General features: G+C 61.6%; 12 protein-coding genes and 1 tRNA gene. 1 reads left to right on the top strand and 12 read right to left on the bottom strand.

The window, feature by feature from the left end:
* Positions 1–17: 17 nt before the first annotated feature.
* The 3 genes from BMY73_RS05765 to ggt form a co-directional block, all read right to left on the bottom strand.
* Positions 18–1,241, bottom strand: a complete 1,224-nt coding sequence (locus tag BMY73_RS05765) for an acetyltransferase domain-containing protein (protein WP_082060790.1) — start codon at positions 1,239–1,241, stop codon at positions 18–20.
* Positions 1,238–2,176 carry a GTP cyclohydrolase FolE2 gene (gene folE2 / locus BMY73_RS05760; RefSeq protein WP_092405685.1) on the bottom strand — a complete coding sequence of 313 codons (939 nt, stop codon included), beginning with the start codon at positions 2,174–2,176 and terminating at the stop codon, positions 1,238–1,240. Before folE2 ends, BMY73_RS05765 begins: the two co-directional genes overlap by 4 nt.
* A gap of 159 nt (positions 2,177–2,335) precedes the next feature.
* Positions 2,336–4,063: a gamma-glutamyltransferase gene (gene ggt, locus BMY73_RS05755; protein ID WP_092405683.1), complete on the bottom strand. Its 1,728-nt coding sequence runs from the start codon at positions 4,061–4,063 to the stop codon at positions 2,336–2,338.
* A gap of 419 nt (positions 4,064–4,482) precedes the next feature.
* On the opposite strand from ggt, the gene BMY73_RS05750 reads away from it, so the two are divergent.
* On the top strand, positions 4,483–5,697 hold the full coding sequence (locus tag BMY73_RS05750) for an MFS transporter (RefSeq protein WP_092405800.1): 1,215 nt from the start codon (positions 4,483–4,485) through the stop codon (positions 5,695–5,697).
* A gap of 60 nt (positions 5,698–5,757) precedes the next feature.
* On the opposite strand, the gene BMY73_RS05745 is transcribed toward BMY73_RS05750, so the two are convergent.
* The 9 genes from BMY73_RS05745 to glgB all read right to left on the bottom strand — a co-directional run bounded on the left by BMY73_RS05745 (position 5,758) and on the right by glgB (position 18,879).
* Positions 5,758–6,435, bottom strand: a complete 678-nt coding sequence (locus BMY73_RS05745) for a TIGR04211 family SH3 domain-containing protein (RefSeq protein ID WP_062381708.1) — start codon at positions 6,433–6,435, stop codon at positions 5,758–5,760.
* A gap of 497 nt (positions 6,436–6,932) precedes the next feature.
* Positions 6,933–7,028 (bottom strand) — tRNA-Sec (locus tag BMY73_RS05740).
* A gap of 28 nt (positions 7,029–7,056) precedes the next feature.
* The gene (gene selB / locus BMY73_RS05735; protein WP_092405681.1) at positions 7,057–8,988 is read right to left on the bottom strand and encodes a selenocysteine-specific translation elongation factor; all 1,932 of its coding nucleotides are present in this window, start codon (positions 8,986–8,988) and stop codon (positions 7,057–7,059) included.
* Positions 8,985–10,415, bottom strand: coding sequence for an L-seryl-tRNA(Sec) selenium transferase (selA, locus tag BMY73_RS05730; RefSeq protein ID WP_092405679.1), 1,431 nt, complete (start codon positions 10,413–10,415; stop codon positions 8,985–8,987). The genes selB and selA overlap by 4 nt, the downstream gene beginning before the upstream one ends.
* 194 nt (positions 10,416–10,609) lie before the next feature.
* A complete protein-coding gene (gene fdhE / locus BMY73_RS05725) occupies positions 10,610–11,542 on the bottom strand; it encodes a formate dehydrogenase accessory protein FdhE (protein ID WP_092405677.1) in 933 nt (310 codons plus the stop codon).
* A gap of 4 nt (positions 11,543–11,546) precedes the next feature.
* Positions 11,547–12,227, bottom strand: coding sequence for a formate dehydrogenase subunit gamma (locus BMY73_RS05720; RefSeq protein WP_092405675.1), 681 nt, complete (start codon positions 12,225–12,227; stop codon positions 11,547–11,549).
* The gene (gene fdxH / locus BMY73_RS05715) at positions 12,224–13,171 is read right to left on the bottom strand and encodes a formate dehydrogenase subunit beta (RefSeq protein WP_092405673.1); all 948 of its coding nucleotides are present in this window, start codon (positions 13,169–13,171) and stop codon (positions 12,224–12,226) included. The genes BMY73_RS05720 and fdxH overlap by 4 nt, the downstream gene beginning before the upstream one ends.
* Positions 13,171–16,236, bottom strand: coding sequence for a formate dehydrogenase-N subunit alpha (gene fdnG / locus BMY73_RS05710; RefSeq protein WP_139214111.1), 3,066 nt, complete (start codon positions 16,234–16,236; stop codon positions 13,171–13,173). Before fdnG ends, fdxH begins: the two co-directional genes overlap by 1 nt.
* A 405-nt stretch (positions 16,237–16,641) precedes the next feature.
* Positions 16,642–18,879, bottom strand: a complete 2,238-nt coding sequence (gene glgB, locus BMY73_RS05700) for a 1,4-alpha-glucan branching protein GlgB (RefSeq protein ID WP_092405669.1) — start codon at positions 18,877–18,879, stop codon at positions 16,642–16,644.
* Between the last annotated feature and the right edge of the window lie 2 nt (positions 18,880–18,881).

Here is an 18,881-nt window from a genome sequence, read left to right as displayed (position 1 = left end):
GGCCGCGTTCAGCGGCGTCAGAAGTACTTCAACCAGCGGATATCGGGGCGCCGGGCCTTGAGCTCGGCGAACCAGCGAACTGCGGGAAACAACACCACGCTCAGCGCGGCGGTGCAGGCCCAGACAGCCGCCATTGAATCGAAGCCATAGTAACTGCCGTGCGACGGCCCCCAGATGGCCATCGCAAGTACGTACAGACACTTGAGCACATACAAGTGCAACAGATAGAAGAACATCGGCGCCGCACCGAAAATCGCCAGCGGCTTCAACCACCGTTTGCCATTGCTGCGCTCCATAAACGCGAGCAGTAACAGCCCCACGCCGAGCGTCAGGCTAATAAACAACAGGGACGGTGGGTATTTTGTGATGTTGAAGATGCTCATCACGGTCAGCGTGGTGGTTTCGCCCATCACCCAGCTTTTCTCCCCGTAGCCATTGAGGCTGCGTAGCGCCAGAAACAGCGCGAGAATGCCAAACCCCCAGGCCATCAGATTCAGCTCACGCTTATCGGGATCACTGCCGCTGGAGAACCAGGGGCCGGCCGCATACCCTACCGCGATGACACCGATCCACGGCAACACCGGGTAGGACGTGCGCAGGCGCAGGCCGTCGAACACCTCGAGCCAGCCCCGGTCATGCAGAATCGCCCACGGTACGTGCATGAACGAGTCGGCCGTAAAATGCACATTGTCCAGCAGGTTGTGCCCGGCAATGATGGCCAGTCCAACCGAGGCGATCCATCCCCGGGGCAAGGCCACCAGTGCCGCGAGCGCCAGCATGCTCAGGCCGATGGCCCAGATCACCTGCAGGTAGATCACCGTCGGCGGAAACTGAAACGTCCAGGCGAAATTGACCAGCGTCAGCTCCAGCGCAATCAACACTAACCCGCGCTTGAACAGAAAGCGGGCGACCTGACCTTTGCCCGCGTGGCGTTCGCCGTACAGGTACGCGGACAGACCGGTGAGGAACACAAACAACGGCGCACAGAAATGCGCCAGGGTGCGGCTGAGAAAAAGATCCAGTCCCGTGGTGGTGACATCCATTGGGTCCGACACCTGACGGTGCAGAAAAAATGTTTCCCGCACGTGATCCAGCAGCATGAACACGATGATAAGGCCGCGCACTGCATCGATCGATTGCAAGCGGGCTGGCCGATGGAGCGCCACGGGCGACACTGCTGTGCCAGTGGCGGGCGATGCGCGTCGTGCGTCGCGATCCGGTCCCGAGAGAATATCGCTCATGCCCAGCCTCCTGCGCCCGTCGCCGGGAACGGTAACGCCAGCTCGTTGGAGACCGACGCCACCGCGTCGTGCGGATGCAGGCTTTCCAGATGCCTGACCGAGACGCTGCTGAGCGGAAAATCTGGCGACAGCGATTGCTGGATCTTGCGCGCGGCGTCCTCGACGTACATCAGGTTTTGCCCGTTCAACCGGGCAAAGGCTTGCTCGTCCGCGCGCTTCACGGCGGTCTGTACCGGCGTGCCCAAGGCATCCTCTACTCGGTCGATCAGATGGAGCAGCCCCATCCGCTCTGCATCCGGGTCGATGCGCACACGCACGGCGGCGACGCTGCGCTGACTGTGCGGTGTCGCGTGGGAGCCGTGTTGGCGTAACCAGCCGGCCACCTCGGCGCTGTCGACGACACCCGTTGCGAACCGGTCATGGAACGCCTGTTCCAGCAGTTGCCGGGACAATGCCGCCGAACACGGGCAGGTAGACGCGTAGGTCACCTCGACGCAGGCATCCAGCACGAGACGCCCTTGCTGCCACTGCGCATCGATCACCGTGGGGTAAGACTTCCAGCCGCTCAGGCCCGCGGTCACCAGCGCCGGTCGCCTGCACAGCCATTCAAACGACAGGCGCAGCCTCGCTTGCGAAGAATGACAATCGGCATGGCTGGCGACCATCCGCTCCAGCAGAAGCGCCAGGCTTGCCGGACTGACCGCGTGTTGCTCTGCGAACCGGTCAAGCAAGGTGTACAGCCGGGACATGTGGATGCCCTTGATCTGGGGGACTGGCAGGTCCACGTGCAGATCGGCACGCGCATGAACGGCGACGTCGATACCGGGCTCATCGAGCATCAGCGGAAGGTCGATACCCTGCATGCCGACCCAATCGAGTGGCAGCAGCGTTTGGGATAATTCAGAGCAAGCAACGTCGGGAAGTGGGCTGTTCATACGAAGACGGATTCTCGGAGCACATGAGTCATTCGAGCGCCGGGCGCTCGTCACAGAGAGTTATAACATAACACTTCGTGCGACTGATCTGGCAACGAAAAATCCGTCGATGGGGTCATTCGGTGAGGCAGCCAACGCGGCCCCACCTGTTTTCACGACTCAGTAGCCCAGCGACAGGCCGGTGTTGCGGCGTGGATCATTGGCGCCGTAGAAACGGTTATTGCCGACCGGTTTGCCACCCAATGAAGGCGCGCCGACCAGAATGGCCGCCAGGTGATTCGCGTCTTGGGGCTCTGCGAATTTATGGCCCCAGCTTTCAAGGATCTTCTGGGTGTCGGGACTCACCGCAAAGCGCTCCAGGTTGGTGGTTTCCGGCATCCATTGCTGGTGGAAACGCGGCGCGTCAACCGCTTCCTGAATGTTCATGCCGTAGTCGATGACGTTGAGCATGGTCAGCAGCGTGGCGGTGATGATCCGGCTACCGCCCGGTGTACCGACCACCATGACCACCTTGCCATCCTTGGTGACGATGGTCGGGCTCATCGACGACAGCGGCGTCTTGCCCGGGGCGATGGCGTTGGCTTCGCCCTGGATCAGGCCGTACATGTTCGGTACGCCGACCTTGGAGGTGAAGTCGTCCATTTCATCGTTGAGAATCACGCCGGTCTTGCTCGCCATCACACCTGCGCCGAACCAGTCGTTGAGCGTGTAGGTGACAGACACCGCATTGCCCCATTTGTCGACGATGGAGTAGTGAGTGGTGTTGTTGCCTTCATGGGGCGGGACACCGGGTTTGATGTCCTGGGACACGCCGGCTTTCTGCGGCTCAATGGCGGCGCGCAGTTTGGCGGCGTAGTCACGATCAAGCAGGTGGTCGATCGGGTTCTTCACGAAATCCGGGTCGCCGAGGTAGCTGTTGCGGTCAACGTACGCATGACGCATGGCCTCGATCTGATAGTGCATCCCTTGAGCGGAGTGGTACCCCAACTCTTTCATCGGGTAGCCTTCGAGGATGTTCATGATTTCGCAGATCACCACACCGCCGGAGCTTGGAGGCGGTGCCGAGACCACGTGGTAACCGCGGTAATCGCACTCGATGGGCGCCAGTTCGCGGGTTTTGTAGTGATCCAGATCCGCCTGGACGATGATGCCCTTGCCTGCCTTGCTCGAGTCGACGATGGCCTTGGCCACCCAGCCTTTGTAGAAACCGTCGCTGCCCTTGGCGGAAATCTCCTTGAGGGTTTTCGCCAGGTCTTTCTGCACCAGCTTGTCGCCCACCTGCATCGGCTGGCCCCTGTTCAGGAAGATCGTCCCCAGGTCTTTGGCGTCCGCCTTGAATTCGTCGGTCGCGGTGTGCAGAAGGTCGACGTCACCCTGCTCCAGAACAAAACCGTCCTCGGCCAGCTTGATCGCAGGCGCAATCACGTCTGCCCGCTTCCTGGTGCCGTATTTGCTCAACGCCAGCTCCATGCCGGACACCGTTCCAGGGACGCCCACGGCAAGATGCCCTTTGGAACTCAAGTCGGGAACCACGTTACCGTCCTTGTCCAGGTACATATTGGCAGTCGCGGCGAGCGGGGCTTTTTCACGGAAATCCAGGAAGGTCTTGCGGCCATCGGCGAGTTGAATGGTCATGAAACCGCCACCGCCCAGATTGCCCGCTGCCGGGTAAACCACCGCCAGCGCATACCCCACGGCAACGGCGGCGTCGACGGCGTTGCCGCCCGACTTGAGCACATCCACGCCGACATGGGTCGCGAGGTGTTGCGCCGTGACCACCATGCCGTTTTCGGCAGCGACCGGGGCAACGGAAGCCGCGTACGTGGAGGAAAAAACGAGGGTAAATGCCGTCGCGATCAGCGACCTGGCCAAGGGTTCGTACTTCATGTGTCGACTCTCTTTATTTTTTTGAATGTGGAACAGCATTGATCGGGTCGAGCCGTGATGGGGATGCACCTTTCGCGATTCGCCCGGCATCCTTGCTACTGCAGATGCACATTTTTCAGCGTTATTCATGGACCACTACAGCGTGTGGCGCCGCGCCAAAGTAGCGCGTACCGCAGAACTAACCTAGTACCCCTGACAGGATTTTTCACGGAACCGTCGCGGTTTTAACGGGTCGTGAGTTACGTGAGAGGTGCCTCAGGTGCTGCACGACAAACGCGTATACGCGTAACCTGAGGCCCGCGTCAGGGCCCATGAGAGTCATCACGACCACCCCGAACGCCACGACAAAGGACGTCATTCGACTTGCTGAGAAGGCCTGCCCTGGTGAAGAAAATCCGACCGACCGAGCCACATCGCTGATGGCCAGAACCTTCCGTTCGCTGGCCGTTTACAACTTCCGCGTCTGGTCCCTGGGCGGGATCGTGTCCAACATCGGCACCTGGATGCAGCGCACGGCGCAGGACTGGCTGGTGCTCACCCAGCTCACCGATCAGAACGCGACCGCGCTGGGCATTGTCATGGCCTTGCAGTTCGGACCGATGCTGCTGCTTTTGCCCATCAGCGGGTATGCGGCCGATCACTTCGACCGACGTAAGCTGCTCATCGCCACGCAACTGGCGTTTGCAGCCTCGGCCCTGGGCCTCGGGCTGCTGACGGTGACGGGGCATGTGCAACTGTGGCATGTGTACTTCTTTGCGCTGGTGTCCGGTTGCGTTGCCGCGATCGATGCCCCGGCGCGGCAGACCTTTGTCTCCGATCTGGTCGACGAGTCCTACCTCAGCAACGCCGTGGCATTGAACTCGCTGTCGTTCAACGTGGCGCGAATGGTGGGCCCGGCGGTGTCAGGATTATTGATCCCATGGGTGGGCAATGGCTGGGTGTTTCTGCTGAACGTACTGACATTTGCCGCAATGATCATCTCGTTGTGCTGCCTGCGGAAAAACCAGATGCACGCACGCGAACGCCCTCCCCGCGTTCGCGGCCAACTGGCGGAGGGGTTCCGCTACGTATGGGCCCGCCCCGATCTGAAAGCCATCCTGCTGATGCTGTTTCTCATGGGCACCTTCGGCCTGAACTTCCCTCTCTACATCTCGACCATGGCCGTCAGCGTTTTCGACGCCGACGCCAGCCATTACGGCCTGCTGACGTCGCTGATGGCGGTGGGTTCGGTGACAGGCGCACTGCTCTCGGCGCGACGCTCCCGCCCAGGTGCCATGCTGCTGTTCTGGGCCTGCGCGCTGTTTGGCGGATGCTTTGTGCTGGCAGCATTGACGTCGAACTTCTGGGTGTTCGCGGCCCTGCTGTTCCTGCTGGGGATTTCGGCGCAGACCTTCACCACCTCGGCCAACAGCATGGTGCAGCTGTCGACCGATCCACTGATGCGCGGTCGGGTGATGGCGATTCTGCTGGCGACCACCCTGGGTGGCACACCAGTCGGCGCCCCGATCGTGGGCTGGGTCGCCGACCTGTTCGGCCCGCGTTGGGCCATGGGCATTGGCGCAGCCTCGGGGCTGTGGGCGGCGCTGGTCTGGTTCCGTTATCAGCGTAGGGTCAGAACTGCGGCGACCACCTGAGCCTGGACCGGTGTCTAGCGCCGCCGCAGGCCGCCGCCAGTGCTCACCCTGTGGGCGCGGTCAGAACCAGCGGTCGTTACGTTTGCGGCCCCGCGTCAGCGCCGGCAGGATCAAGCCGAGCAGCAGCCCGGCGCCAGCGATGCTGCCGCCGTACACCATGTAGCGCATGAGCACCTGGTTGTTCTCGTCACCGAGTTTGGCCTGGGTGGAACGCAGTTCCGATTGGGCATCGGTCAACTGAGCGTTGAGGTCCTTGGTGCGGGCCTCCAGTTCATCCACCAGTTTCTTGCGCGAATCGAGCGTCTCCTGCATGCCCTGGACCTTGGTTTTCCAGTCGTCGTCGATGGTCTTCAACTGGGCACTGAGGTCGGCCACTTGCTGGGTGAGTTGCGGCAGGCGTTCAGCCTGACCAGGCACTTCCTGCAAATCCGCCGAGGGAATCCACACGCTATCACCGGAACTGCCGCGCACTTGGCTGTAATCGCCCTGAGTGGTGAGCAACTCGACTTTTTGGCCGGACTTCAACGTGCCGACAATGCGATAGCCATCGGTCGGCCCGCTGCGGACGTAGGTGCTCAAGGTGTCAGTGACCCAGCGGTCCTTGCCCTCGGCTTGCACTTGGGTAGCGAAACCGACGGTCAGCAGGCTTCCCAGCAGGCCGGCGCAGAGCAAACGGCGTCGCGCGCCCGGCGGCTGAGAAGATGGAAGAGAAGCAGAAACGGGACGAGATAGAGACATGGGTGATCTTCGACAAAAATAAAAAGAAAGGCCGGACGGTCGGGCCGCATGCGACGGACAAAAGCCTGATCTGCAGCGACGAGCAAGGCGCTGCAACCGCTGAAGAAGGCCACTGCGCGCCAGGACAATCCAGAAAACACCGGGGCCTCGTGACCCGGAGCACCGCGCGCGCAGTGGTCAACAGACCGTTTAAACGGTGTCAGGTTCACTACAGGGAGGTGACGTTCGTCCGGGAAATGCCGCAGCGGCGCAAACAATCTCGTCGCGGTGGGGGCGGCACATGCGCCTGTGGTCCCTTGATTGTTCCCGCGCTCCGCGTGGTAACGCAGTGGCTGACGCTCTGCGTCAAGGTGGACGCAGAGCGTCCTGGCAGGCATTCCCACGCGGAGCGTGGGAACGATCAGCGGAGCGCGGAAATGATCAGTAGAGCGTGGGAACGATCGACTAGGCGCATTCGCGAGCAAGCTCACTCCCACAGGGTGGACGCACAAGAAAAATGGCGGAAGGCAGCGGGAGTCGAACCTGCCCGGGAACGGCTGCCGTCCCCAACCGGGTTTGAAGCCCGGCCGCGCCACCGGGCGCGATTGCCTTCCATGATCGAACGGACCGTCGCGGAACGTTTCAGCCCCGAGCGTCAGCCCTGGACACCTGCGCCAGTGCATTGTCCGCTCGCACCTGACGCTGATCGCCGATACGCCGGGTGAAACCGATACGGTCGAAAAACTCGAGAATCTGGATACTGCGCTTGCGGCCGATGCCCAGCCTGTCGCGAAATGCAGCCGCCTGGATCACCGGGTCAGCCGCAGACAGTTGCAACAGCATACCCACCATTTCCCGAATTGTGGACTCCAGATAGAACAGATCTCGCACCACCTGATGCACCTGCCCGATGCGCGCCAGCTTGCGCAGCAGCAAACGCGTGTCAGCTTCGGTGTGCCCGGTCGCCGTGGCAAGGTCGCGCACCCACGGCGGGTCGAAGCGCGCCTGCTGCATCAGGGGTAACAACCGCTGCCAGAACTGCTCGTCTTCGTCACTGAGTTGTACCTGATGATCCGGCAGGTGCAGCCACGGTCCGCTGCTGGCCATCGTGCCTGCGGCGAGTAACGAGTCGATCAACGCGATGAAGGCCGGACGCTCCAGTGGCATCGCCGCGAAACGCCGTAGCCGGTCGCGATCAGGCCCCAACTGGTCGGGTTCCAGCGCATGAAACCGCCCCAAATGCTCAAGCAATGCGCTTTGCAGGGCCTGCCATCGCGCTTCGCTGAACAGCAGTTGCCCCTGCCGCGTGGCAACGACCTGGATATTGGACGGTAATTGCCACGTCGCGCGCAGGCGATTGAACTGGCGCTCCAGGCGCTGCGGATCGAGGCCGGTTTCGCTGTGCTCGATCAACGCGGGCAGAGCGGCCTCCAGGTCCGCCGCGCCAGCAAGAATGTTCAGCGTCGCCAAGCGCTCGGCGCTGCGCCGCTGACGCGACGGCGCGAACGGGTCCAGCACCCGGCCACCGCCCAAGGTGCGTTGCGCGCTCTGGTCGCGCACCACCAAACGATCCCCGTGAACCGCATGCACCGGGGCATTGAGCAGTAATTGCGCGAACATGCGCTCACCGGGGGCAACGCTGACACCTTCAAGCAAGGCAACGCGCGCGGTGACGTCCTGGGTGCCAATGTGGACGTGGACCGGGCTGAAATGCTCGAAAGCGCGGGTCTCGCTAGTCAGCAACCGCAGGTCGATGTCGATCCGCCGGGTCGGTGCAAACAACCATTCGGCGAGCAACCAGTCGCCCCGATGAATGTGTTCCAAGGCAAGCTTTTCAGCACTCAGGTTCAATGCCACACGCTGGCCGATACGGGCCTGTGTGGCGGTCTGGTTCTGTGCGTGCAGACCCCGGACGCGCACGCTCTTGCCTGATTGCCCGAGCAATAGCGTGTCGCCGATGTTCACTTCTCCGGCCAGCGCGGTTCCGGTCACGACGATACCGGCACCGGACACACTGAACGCCCGGTCGATATCCAGTCGAAAACCGCCTCGGTCGCTGCGCTCCTGGACATCGTTTTGCGCGCTGAGCAAGGCCTGGCGCAGCGCGTCGATGCCCTCGCCGGTATGGCTTGAGACTTCAAAGTGCGGCGCATCGGCATACGGCCCGCGCGCGAGCAGATGACGAACCTGTGTGTGGACCTGCTGCACGCGGGACGATTCGACCCGGTCGCACTTGCTGATCACCACCCGCAGCTCAGGGATACCCAACAGTTCGACGATGGCCAGGTGCTCACGGGTTTGAGGCATCACGCCGTCGTCCGCCGCGACCACCAGCAGCACCAGATCGATACCCTGCGCCCCGGCGAGCATGTTGTGGATGAAGCGCTCATGGCCGGGCACGTCAATGAACCCGGTCAGGGGCGCGTCGGCGGCAAGGGGCGCGTAGAGATAACCCAGGTCGATGGTGATGCCGCGCTCGCGCTCCTCGCGTCGGCGGTCGCCCGCCTGCCCGGTCAGCGCTTCGAGCAAGGCCGTCTTGCCGTGATCGATGTGTCCAGCGGTCCCGACAATCACCCCGCCTCGCCCTCGCAGTGCAACTGGCTCAGTTGGGCCGTCCATCCCGCTTCATCATCCAGTTGCCGCAGATCGAGCCAGAGCGCGTCGTCGTCGATGCGCCCCAGCACCGGGATCGGCAAGTTGCGCAGCCCCGCCTCCAGTGCGTGAAGCCGGCGGCCCCGGAGCTTTTTCGAGACGATCGGTCGTAAACACAGCGAAGCGCTGGGCAGCCGCGCCACCGGTTGGCTGCCGCTGCCGATCATGCCGAGGCTTGGCTGCACCGCCACGCCCCAACCGTCGCCGAGTACCCTGGCCAGCAGCGGCCGCAGGCGTTCGGCCTGAGCGAGGATTTCACCTTGTGGCCGCGTCAACAGCCGCAGGCTTGGCAACCGCGCGGCCAGACGGTCCGGATCACGGTAAAGATTCAACACCGCTTCCAGGGCGGCCAAGGTCAGCTTGTCCACGCGCAGTGCGCGTTTGAGCGGGTTCTTTTTGATTTTCGCAATCAGCGCTTTGCTGCCGACGATCAGGCCGGCCTGGGGACCGCCGAGCAGTTTGTCGCCGCTGAACGTGACGATGTCGGCGCCTTCCGCCAAGGTCTGACGCACCGTCGGTTCGGCGGGCAATCCCCAGCGCGTCAGGTCCAGCAGGCTGCCGCTGCCCAGGTCTTCCAGCAGCGGCAGCTCATGCTGATGAGCAATACGCGCCAGTTCCTGGGTCGGCACGCTCGTGGTGAAGCCCTGGATGCTGTAGTTGCTGGTGTGAACGCGCATCAACAAGCCCGTACGCGGATTGATCGCCGCCTCATAATCCTTGGCGTGGGTGCGGTTGGTGGTGCCGATCTCATGCAGCTTCACGCCGGCACGGGCCATGATGTCGGGAATGCGAAACGCACCGCCAATCTCGATCAGCTCGCCGCGAGAAATGATCCCTTCCTTGCGCGCGCCCAGGCTGTTGAGCGCCAGCATTACCGCAGCCGCATTGTTGTTGACCACCGTCACGGCTTCGGCACCGGTCAGCTCACGAATCAAGCCCTCGATAAGGTCATCCCGATCACCACGCTTACCGCTGTTCAAATCGAATTCCAGGTTCAGCGGGTAACGCGCTGCGGTCTGGATGGCCTCGATGGCCTCCTCGGGTAACAGCGCCCGGCCGAGGTTGGTGTGCAGCACCGTGCCCGTCAGGTTGAAGACCCGGCGCACCTTGCTCCGATGCTGGACCGCCAGACGCTCCGCCGCCCGCCCCGCCAATACGTCACTGCCGAGCTCCGCCGCGCTGGTCTGTCCCGTCATGGCCGACTCCCGCACGTCATCCAGCAGTTGGCGCAAGGTTGCCAGCACCGCATCCCGGCCATAGCGGTCGATCAGCGGATGGCAGGCGGGATGACGCAACAGGCTGTCGATTGAGGGTAAGCGCGGCGGGATCGAGGCAAGGTTTGCGGGCATTCATGTACTCCGAAAAAGGCGTCCTGAGCATCTGCCTCCAATTCAGTCTGTGGGCGTCGGCTTGCTGGCGAAAGGGTCGGTTCAGTCAAAATCGATAGGACTGAGCGGACGCCTTCGCCAGCAAGCCGGCTTCCACGGCATTCGGCCAGAAGCAGATTGCAGCGTGTTGCGGAATCTGAGTGTAGACGCCCTTTTCACTCGCTCCCAGGGGCCAACAGCAGGTTCGGGGCGATGCGCTGGATACCTTCCAGGTCCAGGCGCATGTCCAGCATCAGGCTTGCCAGGTCCGCCGAGAGGGCCTCGGCTTCGGCGTCACACTCCAGGTAGATCTGTTTGAGGTAGGTATTGCAGGCCGGACAGATCTCTGCCCTCAGCGGCGCCTTGTCCACCGCCACGCGGTCATCGTTCAGGCTGACGTATTTCAGCCCTTTGCTCTGCTCGCAATACACGCATTTGACCCGCACTACGTGCCATTCACAGGCACACAGCGAACACACGAGGTAGCGAAGACCGTTGTATTTGCCGCGATGACGAATGACGCCCGCCATCGCGGGTGAACCACAGGCCGGACACTGGCCCAGGCTGTCGCAGGGTTTGAGATCGGTCACGGACAGGGTCAACAACCAATGGCTCCAGGCCGTCTGCAGGGCTGCCCCCAAAAACGGCACCACCGCCGCTGGCAGACCCGCGAACTGACCGCTGAGCAGCGAAATCGCCCAGGCTTTGCGCTGGCCTTCGTCGGCATTGAGCAGTTGGACTACGGCCTGCCTGACGTGATCGTGCGCGAACGGTTGAAAGCGTTCCAGGAGGGCATCCAGATACCGCTGCCAGTGCGCTTCGCGGACCAGACTGTCGGCCGCAAGCGGCGGCAGGCCATGTTGCCGGCACACCTCCAGACGCCCACTGTCCGGCAGCCAGTCGCTGGGCGGCTGATCGATCACGTCCTGCTGAACCCGACACAGCGCTGCAATCAGACGCAGATAATCCGCCAGGGGATGATCTTCGGCGAGTTGCTCCAGGCGCGCGGCTCGCAGTGCAAACAGGTTGGCGGGTGGCAGGTACAGGAACGGCAGGGAGTAAGCCCCCGCCTGTGCCTGGATTTCTTCGGGTTCGAGCGTCTGACTCAAAGCGTCATCCTTTCTTGGTTGCGCGAGGCTGCGCCTGAACCGGCGCGCCCTCTTCATCGACGATCTTGCGATACCACAACGCGTGGTGTTTCTTCGCCCAACGGCGGCTGACCCAGCCATGCAGCATGGCGCTCACTGAGCCCTTGATCCAGATACCGGCATAAATATGCACGATGATGCTGGTGATCAGCACGAAGCCGGCCAAGGCGTGCACCACGGCCCCGAGACGAATCACGGTGATGCCAAAGTACTCACTGAAGTAGGCCCGCCAGATCACCAGGCCACTCAACAGCAACGCCAGCATGCACAGCAACAACGTCCAGAACAGCAGCTTCTGACCGGGGTTGTACTTGCCGATCGGCGGCACGCCCTCCTCTGAATTGACCATTACCCGATTGATCCGCTTGAGCCACAGACGGTCGTTGGGGATGAACAGGTTGGCGCGCCAGAAACGGATCACCAACCCTAGGAAAAACACGAACATCGCCACGCCCATGAACGGATGCAGAATACGCGTCCACGGGCCGCCACCGAACAAATGGGTCAGCCAGAACATCGCCGGATGAAACAAGGCCAGGCCGGATAATCCCGCCATGAAGAACAGAATCGCCACCAGCCAGTGGTTGGTCCGCTCGTTGGCGTTGTAGCGCAGAATGGTCTTGCCGGGTTCACGGTGTTCGCTCATGGCCGCTGCTCCCCTTCAGGTCCCGTTTTGTCTGGGTCGTAGACATGCACAGCGGGATCGACCTCGTGCACGCTCGGGTCCTTCGCAGGCTCGTGCTCGTCTTCCTCGCGTTGCGGCCCGACCCGCACGTAATGGAAGAACCCCGCGAGTACCGCGACGCCCATCGCAAGCAAGCCCAGCGGTTTGCTGACGCCCTTCCACAGCCCCACCAGCGGGCTGATTTCCGGGTCCTTCGGCAAGCCGGCGTACAACTTGGGATCGTCGGCATGGTGCAGCACATACATCACGTGGGTGCCCCCGACGCCGGCAGGGTCGTACAGCCCGGCGTTCTCAAAACCGCGGGATTTCAGATCGACGACCCGCTCGGCGGCGTGCACCTTCATGTCTTCCTTGGTGCCGAAGACGATGGCGCCGGTCGGGCAGGTCTTCACGCACGCTGGCTCCAGCCCCACCGAGACGCGGTCCGAGCACAGCGTACATTTGTACGCCTTGTGGTCCTTTTGCGAGATCCGGGGAATGTCGAACGGGCACCCGGTGATGCAGTAACCGCAACCGATGCAGTGGTCCTGATTGAAATCGACGATGCCGTTGGCATGCTTGATGATCGCACCGGGGCTTGGACAGGCCTTCAGACAACCCGGATCGGCACAGTGCATGCAACCGTCCTTGCGGATCAGCCACTCCAGGTTGTTGTCGGCCGTTTCGTGCTCGGTGAAGCGCATCAGGGTCCAGGTCTCTGCGCTCAGGTCCTGCGGGTTGTCGTAGGTGCCGTGGTTATGGCCGACCTCGTCGCGCAGCTCGTTCCATTCCGAGCACGCGACCTGGCAGGCTTTGCAACCGATGCATTTGGTGGTGTCGATCAGCTTGGCGACCTCTTCCAGTTGCCTGACCGACGAGGGCACCGTGGTGGTGGCTGAACGCGCAGTGATGTCTTGAATGGCCATCAGATTTTCTCCACGTTCACCAGGAACGACTTGGATTCCGGGGTTTGCGAGTTACCGTCACCCAGGAACGGCACCAGTGTGTTGGCCAGGTATCCGTTGCGCGTGGTGCCGGTGAACCCCCAGTGGATCGGGATGCCGATCTGATGCACCACCTGATTGTTGACCTGCAACGGCCGTATCCGCTTGGTCACCACCGCAACGGCTTCGATGAAGCCGCGTTTGCTGCTGACCCTCACCCGATCCCCGGCGACAATGCCTTTCTCCTTCGCCAGCGCTTCACCGATCTCGACAAATTGTTCAGGCTGCGCAATTGCGTTGAGACGGCAATGCTTGCTCCAGTAATGGAAATGTTCGGTCAGACGGTAGCTTGTGCCCGCGTACGGGAAGTCCTTGGCCACCCCCAATGAGTCCCACACTGAATCGAAGATCCGGCCAGCCGGATTGCTGGTCGCTTTCTTATTGTTCGGGTGCAGCGGATTGATACCGATCGGGGTTTCAAAAGGCTCGTAATGTTCCGGGAAAGGCCCCTCGTTCATCTTGTCGACGGCAAAGAATCGCGCCACGCCCTCAGGGTTCATGATGAACGGGTTCATCCCGGCTTCCGGGGCGGAGGTGGTGACGAAGTCCGGCACATCAGTGCCCGTCCAGGCCTTGCCGTTCCACCAGATCAGCCGTTTCTTCGGATCCCACGGCTTGCCATGGGTGTCGGCCGACGCGCGGTTGTACAGAATCCGCCGATTGCTCGGCCACGCCCACGCCCACCCCTGATGCTGATGCATGTCATAAGGGTCGCTGTTGTCCCGTCGTGCCATCTGGTTGCCGGCTTCGGTCCAGCTGCCGCAGAAGATCCAGCAGCCTGACGCCGTACTGCCATCGTCCTTGAGCTGGGCGAACCCGCTCAGTTGCGCGCCACCCTTGATGGCCGCGCCCGAGAAATCCGTGAAATCGGTGGTGGCGGCGCCATTGATCTCCTTGGCGATCTCTTCAGGCGATGGCTCCTCAGGCACTTTGTAGGGCCAGTTCAGCTTCAGCAGCGGCTCGGCAAACGCACCGCCCTGCTCCTGATACCGCTTGCGCAGGCGCAGGTACAGTTCGCTCATGATGCGGATGTCGGTGGTCGCTTCGCCGGGACCGTCTGCGCCTTTGAAGTGCCACTGCAGCCAGCGGCTGCTGTTGACCAGCGAGCCGTCTTCCTCGGCAAAGCAGGTGGTGGGCAGGCGAATGACCTCGGTCTGGATCGCGTCGGTCTGGACATCGTTATACGGCCCGACCTTATGCCAGAACTCAGAGGTTTCCGTCGCCAGCGGGTCCATGATCACCAGCCATTTAAGCTTGGCGAGCGCCTTCATCACCCGGTTCTTGTCCGGCAATGCGGCGATGGGATTGAACCCCTGGCAGATATAACCGTTAACCTGCCCTTTGCCCATCATGTCGAACATTTTCAGAATGTCGTAGTTGGGAATATCCAGCTTGGGCAGCCAGTCATAACCCCATTTGTTCTCGGCCGTGGCATTGGCGCCATACCAGGACTTCATGAGGCTGACGTGAAATTTGCTGTAGTTCTGCCAGTAGGACAGTTGCCCTGGGCGCAGCGGCATTTGCGTGCGTTTGGTGATGTAGGCGTCGTAATCCTGCTCCGCATCGGACGGCAAGGTCAGGTAGCCGGGCAGTGCGTTGGAGAGCAGCCCGAGGTCAGTGAGGCCCTGAATATTCGAGTGACCGCGCAAGGCGTTCACGCCCCCGCCGGGCATGCCGACGTTGCCCAGCAGCAGTTGCACCATCGCCGCGCTGCGAATGATCTGCGAACCGATGGAGTGCTGCGTCCAGCCCAGCGCATAGAGAATCGTCATGGTCTTGCCCGGTGCCGAGCAGGTGGCGATCTCTTCCCAGATTTTCATCATCTGGTCCTGAGGCATGCCGCAGGTCAGGCTGGCGATTTCCGGGGTGTAGCGGCTGTAGTGCTGTTTCATCAGTTGGTAAACGCAACGCGGATCCTGGAGGGTCGGATCGACTTTGACGAAGCCGTCCTCGCCCAGTTCGTAGCCCCAACCCGATTTGTCGGTGTAGAGCCGCTTGGTCGCGTCGTAACCACTGAAAATGCCATCTTCAAAGCCATAGCCGGCTTTGACGATGAAGGACACGTCGGTGTAGTTGCGCACGTATTCGTGCTGAATCTTGTCCTGGGTCAGCAGGTAATTGATCAACCCGCCCATGAACGCGATATCGCTGCCGGTACGGATCGGCGCGTAATAGTCGGCCACGGAGGCCGTCCGCGTGAAACGTGGGTCGACCACGATCAAGCGTGCCTTGTTGTGCGCCTTGGCTTCGGTCACCCACTTGAATCCACAGGGGTGTGCTTCTGCTGCGTTGCCGCCCATCACCAGGATCAGATTCGCGTTGGCGATATCGGTCCAGGTATTGGTCATGGCTCCACGGCCGTACGTCGGGGCAAGACTTGCCACCGTCGGGCCATGTCAGACACGTGCCTGGTTATCGAACCCCAGCATGCCGGTTGCGCGAATGACTTTGTGCGTCATGTAACCGGCTTCGTTGGACGCCGCGGACGCTGCAAGAAAGCCCGTGGTCAGCCAACGGTTGACGGTCTGACCCTTGTCGTTCTTCTCGATGAAGTTGGCATCGCGGTCGGCCTTCATCAGGTCAGCCACACGGTCCAGGGCTTCATCCCAGGAAATGCGGGTCCATTCGTTACTGCCCGGTTTGCGCACCTGAGGGTATTTGAGGCGACTGGGGCTGTGGATGAAATCCAGAAGCCCCGCGCCTTTCGGGCACAGGGTGCCCCGGTTGACCGGGTGATCCGCATCGCCTTCGATGTGAATGATGTTCTGCGCGACGTTTTTCGCAGCATCGCCCTGGCTGTACATGATCAATCCGCAGCCCACCGAGCAATACGGACAAGTGTTGCGGGTTTCATGGGTGTGGGTGAGCTTGAAGTGGCGTATCTGCTCGGCAAACGCGGGCGTTGGGGCCATGCCCAACGCCGCCAGGCTCGAGCCTCCAAGGCCAACAGCGGCGACCTTGAAGAATTGCCGGCGGTTGAGGTCCATCGTGCACTCCTGATCAGGGGGAAAGTCCCGATACGTTGTCGGGACTCTTTTCAATCACGGGTTTTGAACGCGGTGTCGGCAAAAAAGCCGACCTCAAAAACTCTAGCCCATAATGCCAGCATCGCCAGGAAAATCAGATCATCGGGCCCGTCGTAGACCACCTGCGGCGGTGGAGAAGCAGTGGGTCAGGTCCATCAAGGGTGACTGACACACCGCCTTCGTCCGAGTGCGGCCCAGACCCTCGTAACCTCGGACGGCTCCTACAGGGTCCGGTTTGACGCACGAACCGGTGCCCAGACCTCGGACCTGTGGGAGCCGGCTTGCTGGCGAATGCAGTGGGTCAGCGACCTCAATGTCGTTTGACCCACCGCGATCGCCAGCCAGCCGGCGCCTACAACAGCAGCATTACGGCTGATTCCCGACCGGCTTGAGAATCACCACACCCAGCGGCGGCAGCTCCAGTTGCAACGACACCGGCTGACCATGGCTCTTGATTTCTTCCGCCACCACGCCACCACCATTGCCCAGATTGGAACCGGAATACACACCCGCATCACTATTGAGCAGCTCAGCCCACTTGCCACTGAACGGCACTCCCACCCGATACCCATGGCGCGGCACGGGCGTGAGGTTGGCCACCACCAACAGCGGCTCGCCTTCCTTACTCCAACGCAGATAGGCATACACGCTGTTGCCCGCGTCATCACCAATCACCCACTGGAAACCCTGTGGCTGGCAATCCTGTTCATGCAACGCCTTCTCTGATCGATACAACCGGTTCAGGTCCGCAACCAGCGTATGAACACCTTTGTGCTCGGCGTACTGCAGGAAATGCCAGTCCAGCTCCGTGTCGTGGTTCCACTCACGCCACTGCCCGAACTCACAGCCCATGAACAGCAGCTTCTTGCCGGGGTGCGTCCACATGAACGTCAGGTAAGCGCGCAGGTTGGCGAACTTCTGCCAGCGGTCGCCCGGCATCTTGTCGATCAGCGAATGCTTGCCGTGCACCACTTCATCGTGGGAAATCGGCAGGATGAAACGTTCTGACCATGCGTAAACCAGGCCAAAGCTCAGTTCGTTGTGGTGATGCTGACGATGAATCGGATCCTGCTCGATGTAATGCAGCGTGTCATGCATCCAGCCCATGTTCCACTTGTAGGAAAACCCGAGCCCGCCCTGTTGAGTGGACTGAGTCACACCCGGCCATGACGTGGACTCCTCGGCGATCACCAACGCACCGGGCGCTTCCACCGAAACCACATCATTGAGGTGACGAAGGAAGTCGATCGCTTCCAGGTTCTCACGGCCGCCGTAGCGGTTGGGCACCCACTCTCCGGCCTTGCGCGAATAATCGCGGTAGAGCATCGAGGCCACGGCATCGACACGCAGGCCGTCGACGTGGAAATTCTTCAGCCAGTGCAGACCCGAGGCAATCATGAACCCGTGCACTTCCGTGCGACCGAGGTTGTAGATCAGCGTGTCCCAGTCTTGATGAAACCCTTCCTGCGGATTGCCGTATTCATACAGCGCAGTGCCATCGAACTGCGCCAGCCCGTGGGTATCGGTCGGAAAATGTGCGGGGACCCAGTCAAGGATCACGCCAATGTCGTTCTGGTGACAAGCGTTGACGAACGCTGCGAAATCCTCCGGCGTGCCGTATCGCGCGCTGGGGGCGAACTGCGACAACAACTGATACCCCCATGAACCGCCAAACGGGTGTTCCATGATCGGCATCAGTTCGATGTGGGTGAAACCCAGTTCCTTGATGTAGGGGATTAACTCGGCCGCCAGTTCGTGCCAGTTGAAAGGACGATCAGGCTCGTCTTCCCCGCCGTGATGCCATTTCCAGGAGCCGGCGTGCAATTCATAAATCGACAACGGCTTGTGAATGTCGTGTTTGTCGCCGCGCGACTGCATCCAGTCATTGTCCTGCCAGTCAAAGCTCAGCGGCGCAGCCACTTTTGACGCGGTGTCCGGCGGCCGCTGGGTCGCCAACGCCATCGGGTCAGCCTTCAGAGGAAGCACGCCGTGCTGCCCGAGAATCTCGTATTTATAGGCTTCGCCCGGCCCGATGCGCGGAATGAAAATCTCCCATACCCCGGACGGATAGCGCACGCGCATCGGATGCCGCCGACCGTCCCAGCTGTTGAAGTCGCCCACCACCGACACACGACGCGCGTTAGGCGCCCATACCGAGAAACGCACACCCTCGACGCCGTCGACGGTTTTCACCTGAGCCCCCATCGCGCTGCTCAGGTCCCGGTGGTTGCCTTCGGCAAACAGGTACAAGTCCATTTCACCCAGCAGCTCGCCGAAGCTGTAAGGGTCTTCGGTAATCTGCTCGCCGGTCGCCCAGTTGATTTTCAGCAGGTACGGTTCGCGCACCGGAAAATGCCCGGCGAAGAAGCCAGGCTTTTCACTCATGGTCAGTTCGCCAAGGTCACGCTCGCCATCGCGAGACAAGACCCGCACACCCAGCGCATTGGGCAGATAGGCGCGGATCACCTGCCCGTCCTTGCCATCACTGTGAGGGCCGAGCATGGAGAACGGATCACGGTGTTCGGCGCGGATCAACGCGTCCATATCGCCGGCGTTGGGCAGCAACTTATGGTTGCCATCGCCGAATTGGTCAGACGCTTTCATTT

It is taken from the genome of Pseudomonas sp. NFACC02 (assembly GCF_900110765.1).
Lineage (GTDB): Bacteria > Pseudomonadota > Gammaproteobacteria > Pseudomonadales > Pseudomonadaceae > Aquipseudomonas.
This window is presented reverse-complemented; position numbering and strand designations above follow the sequence as displayed.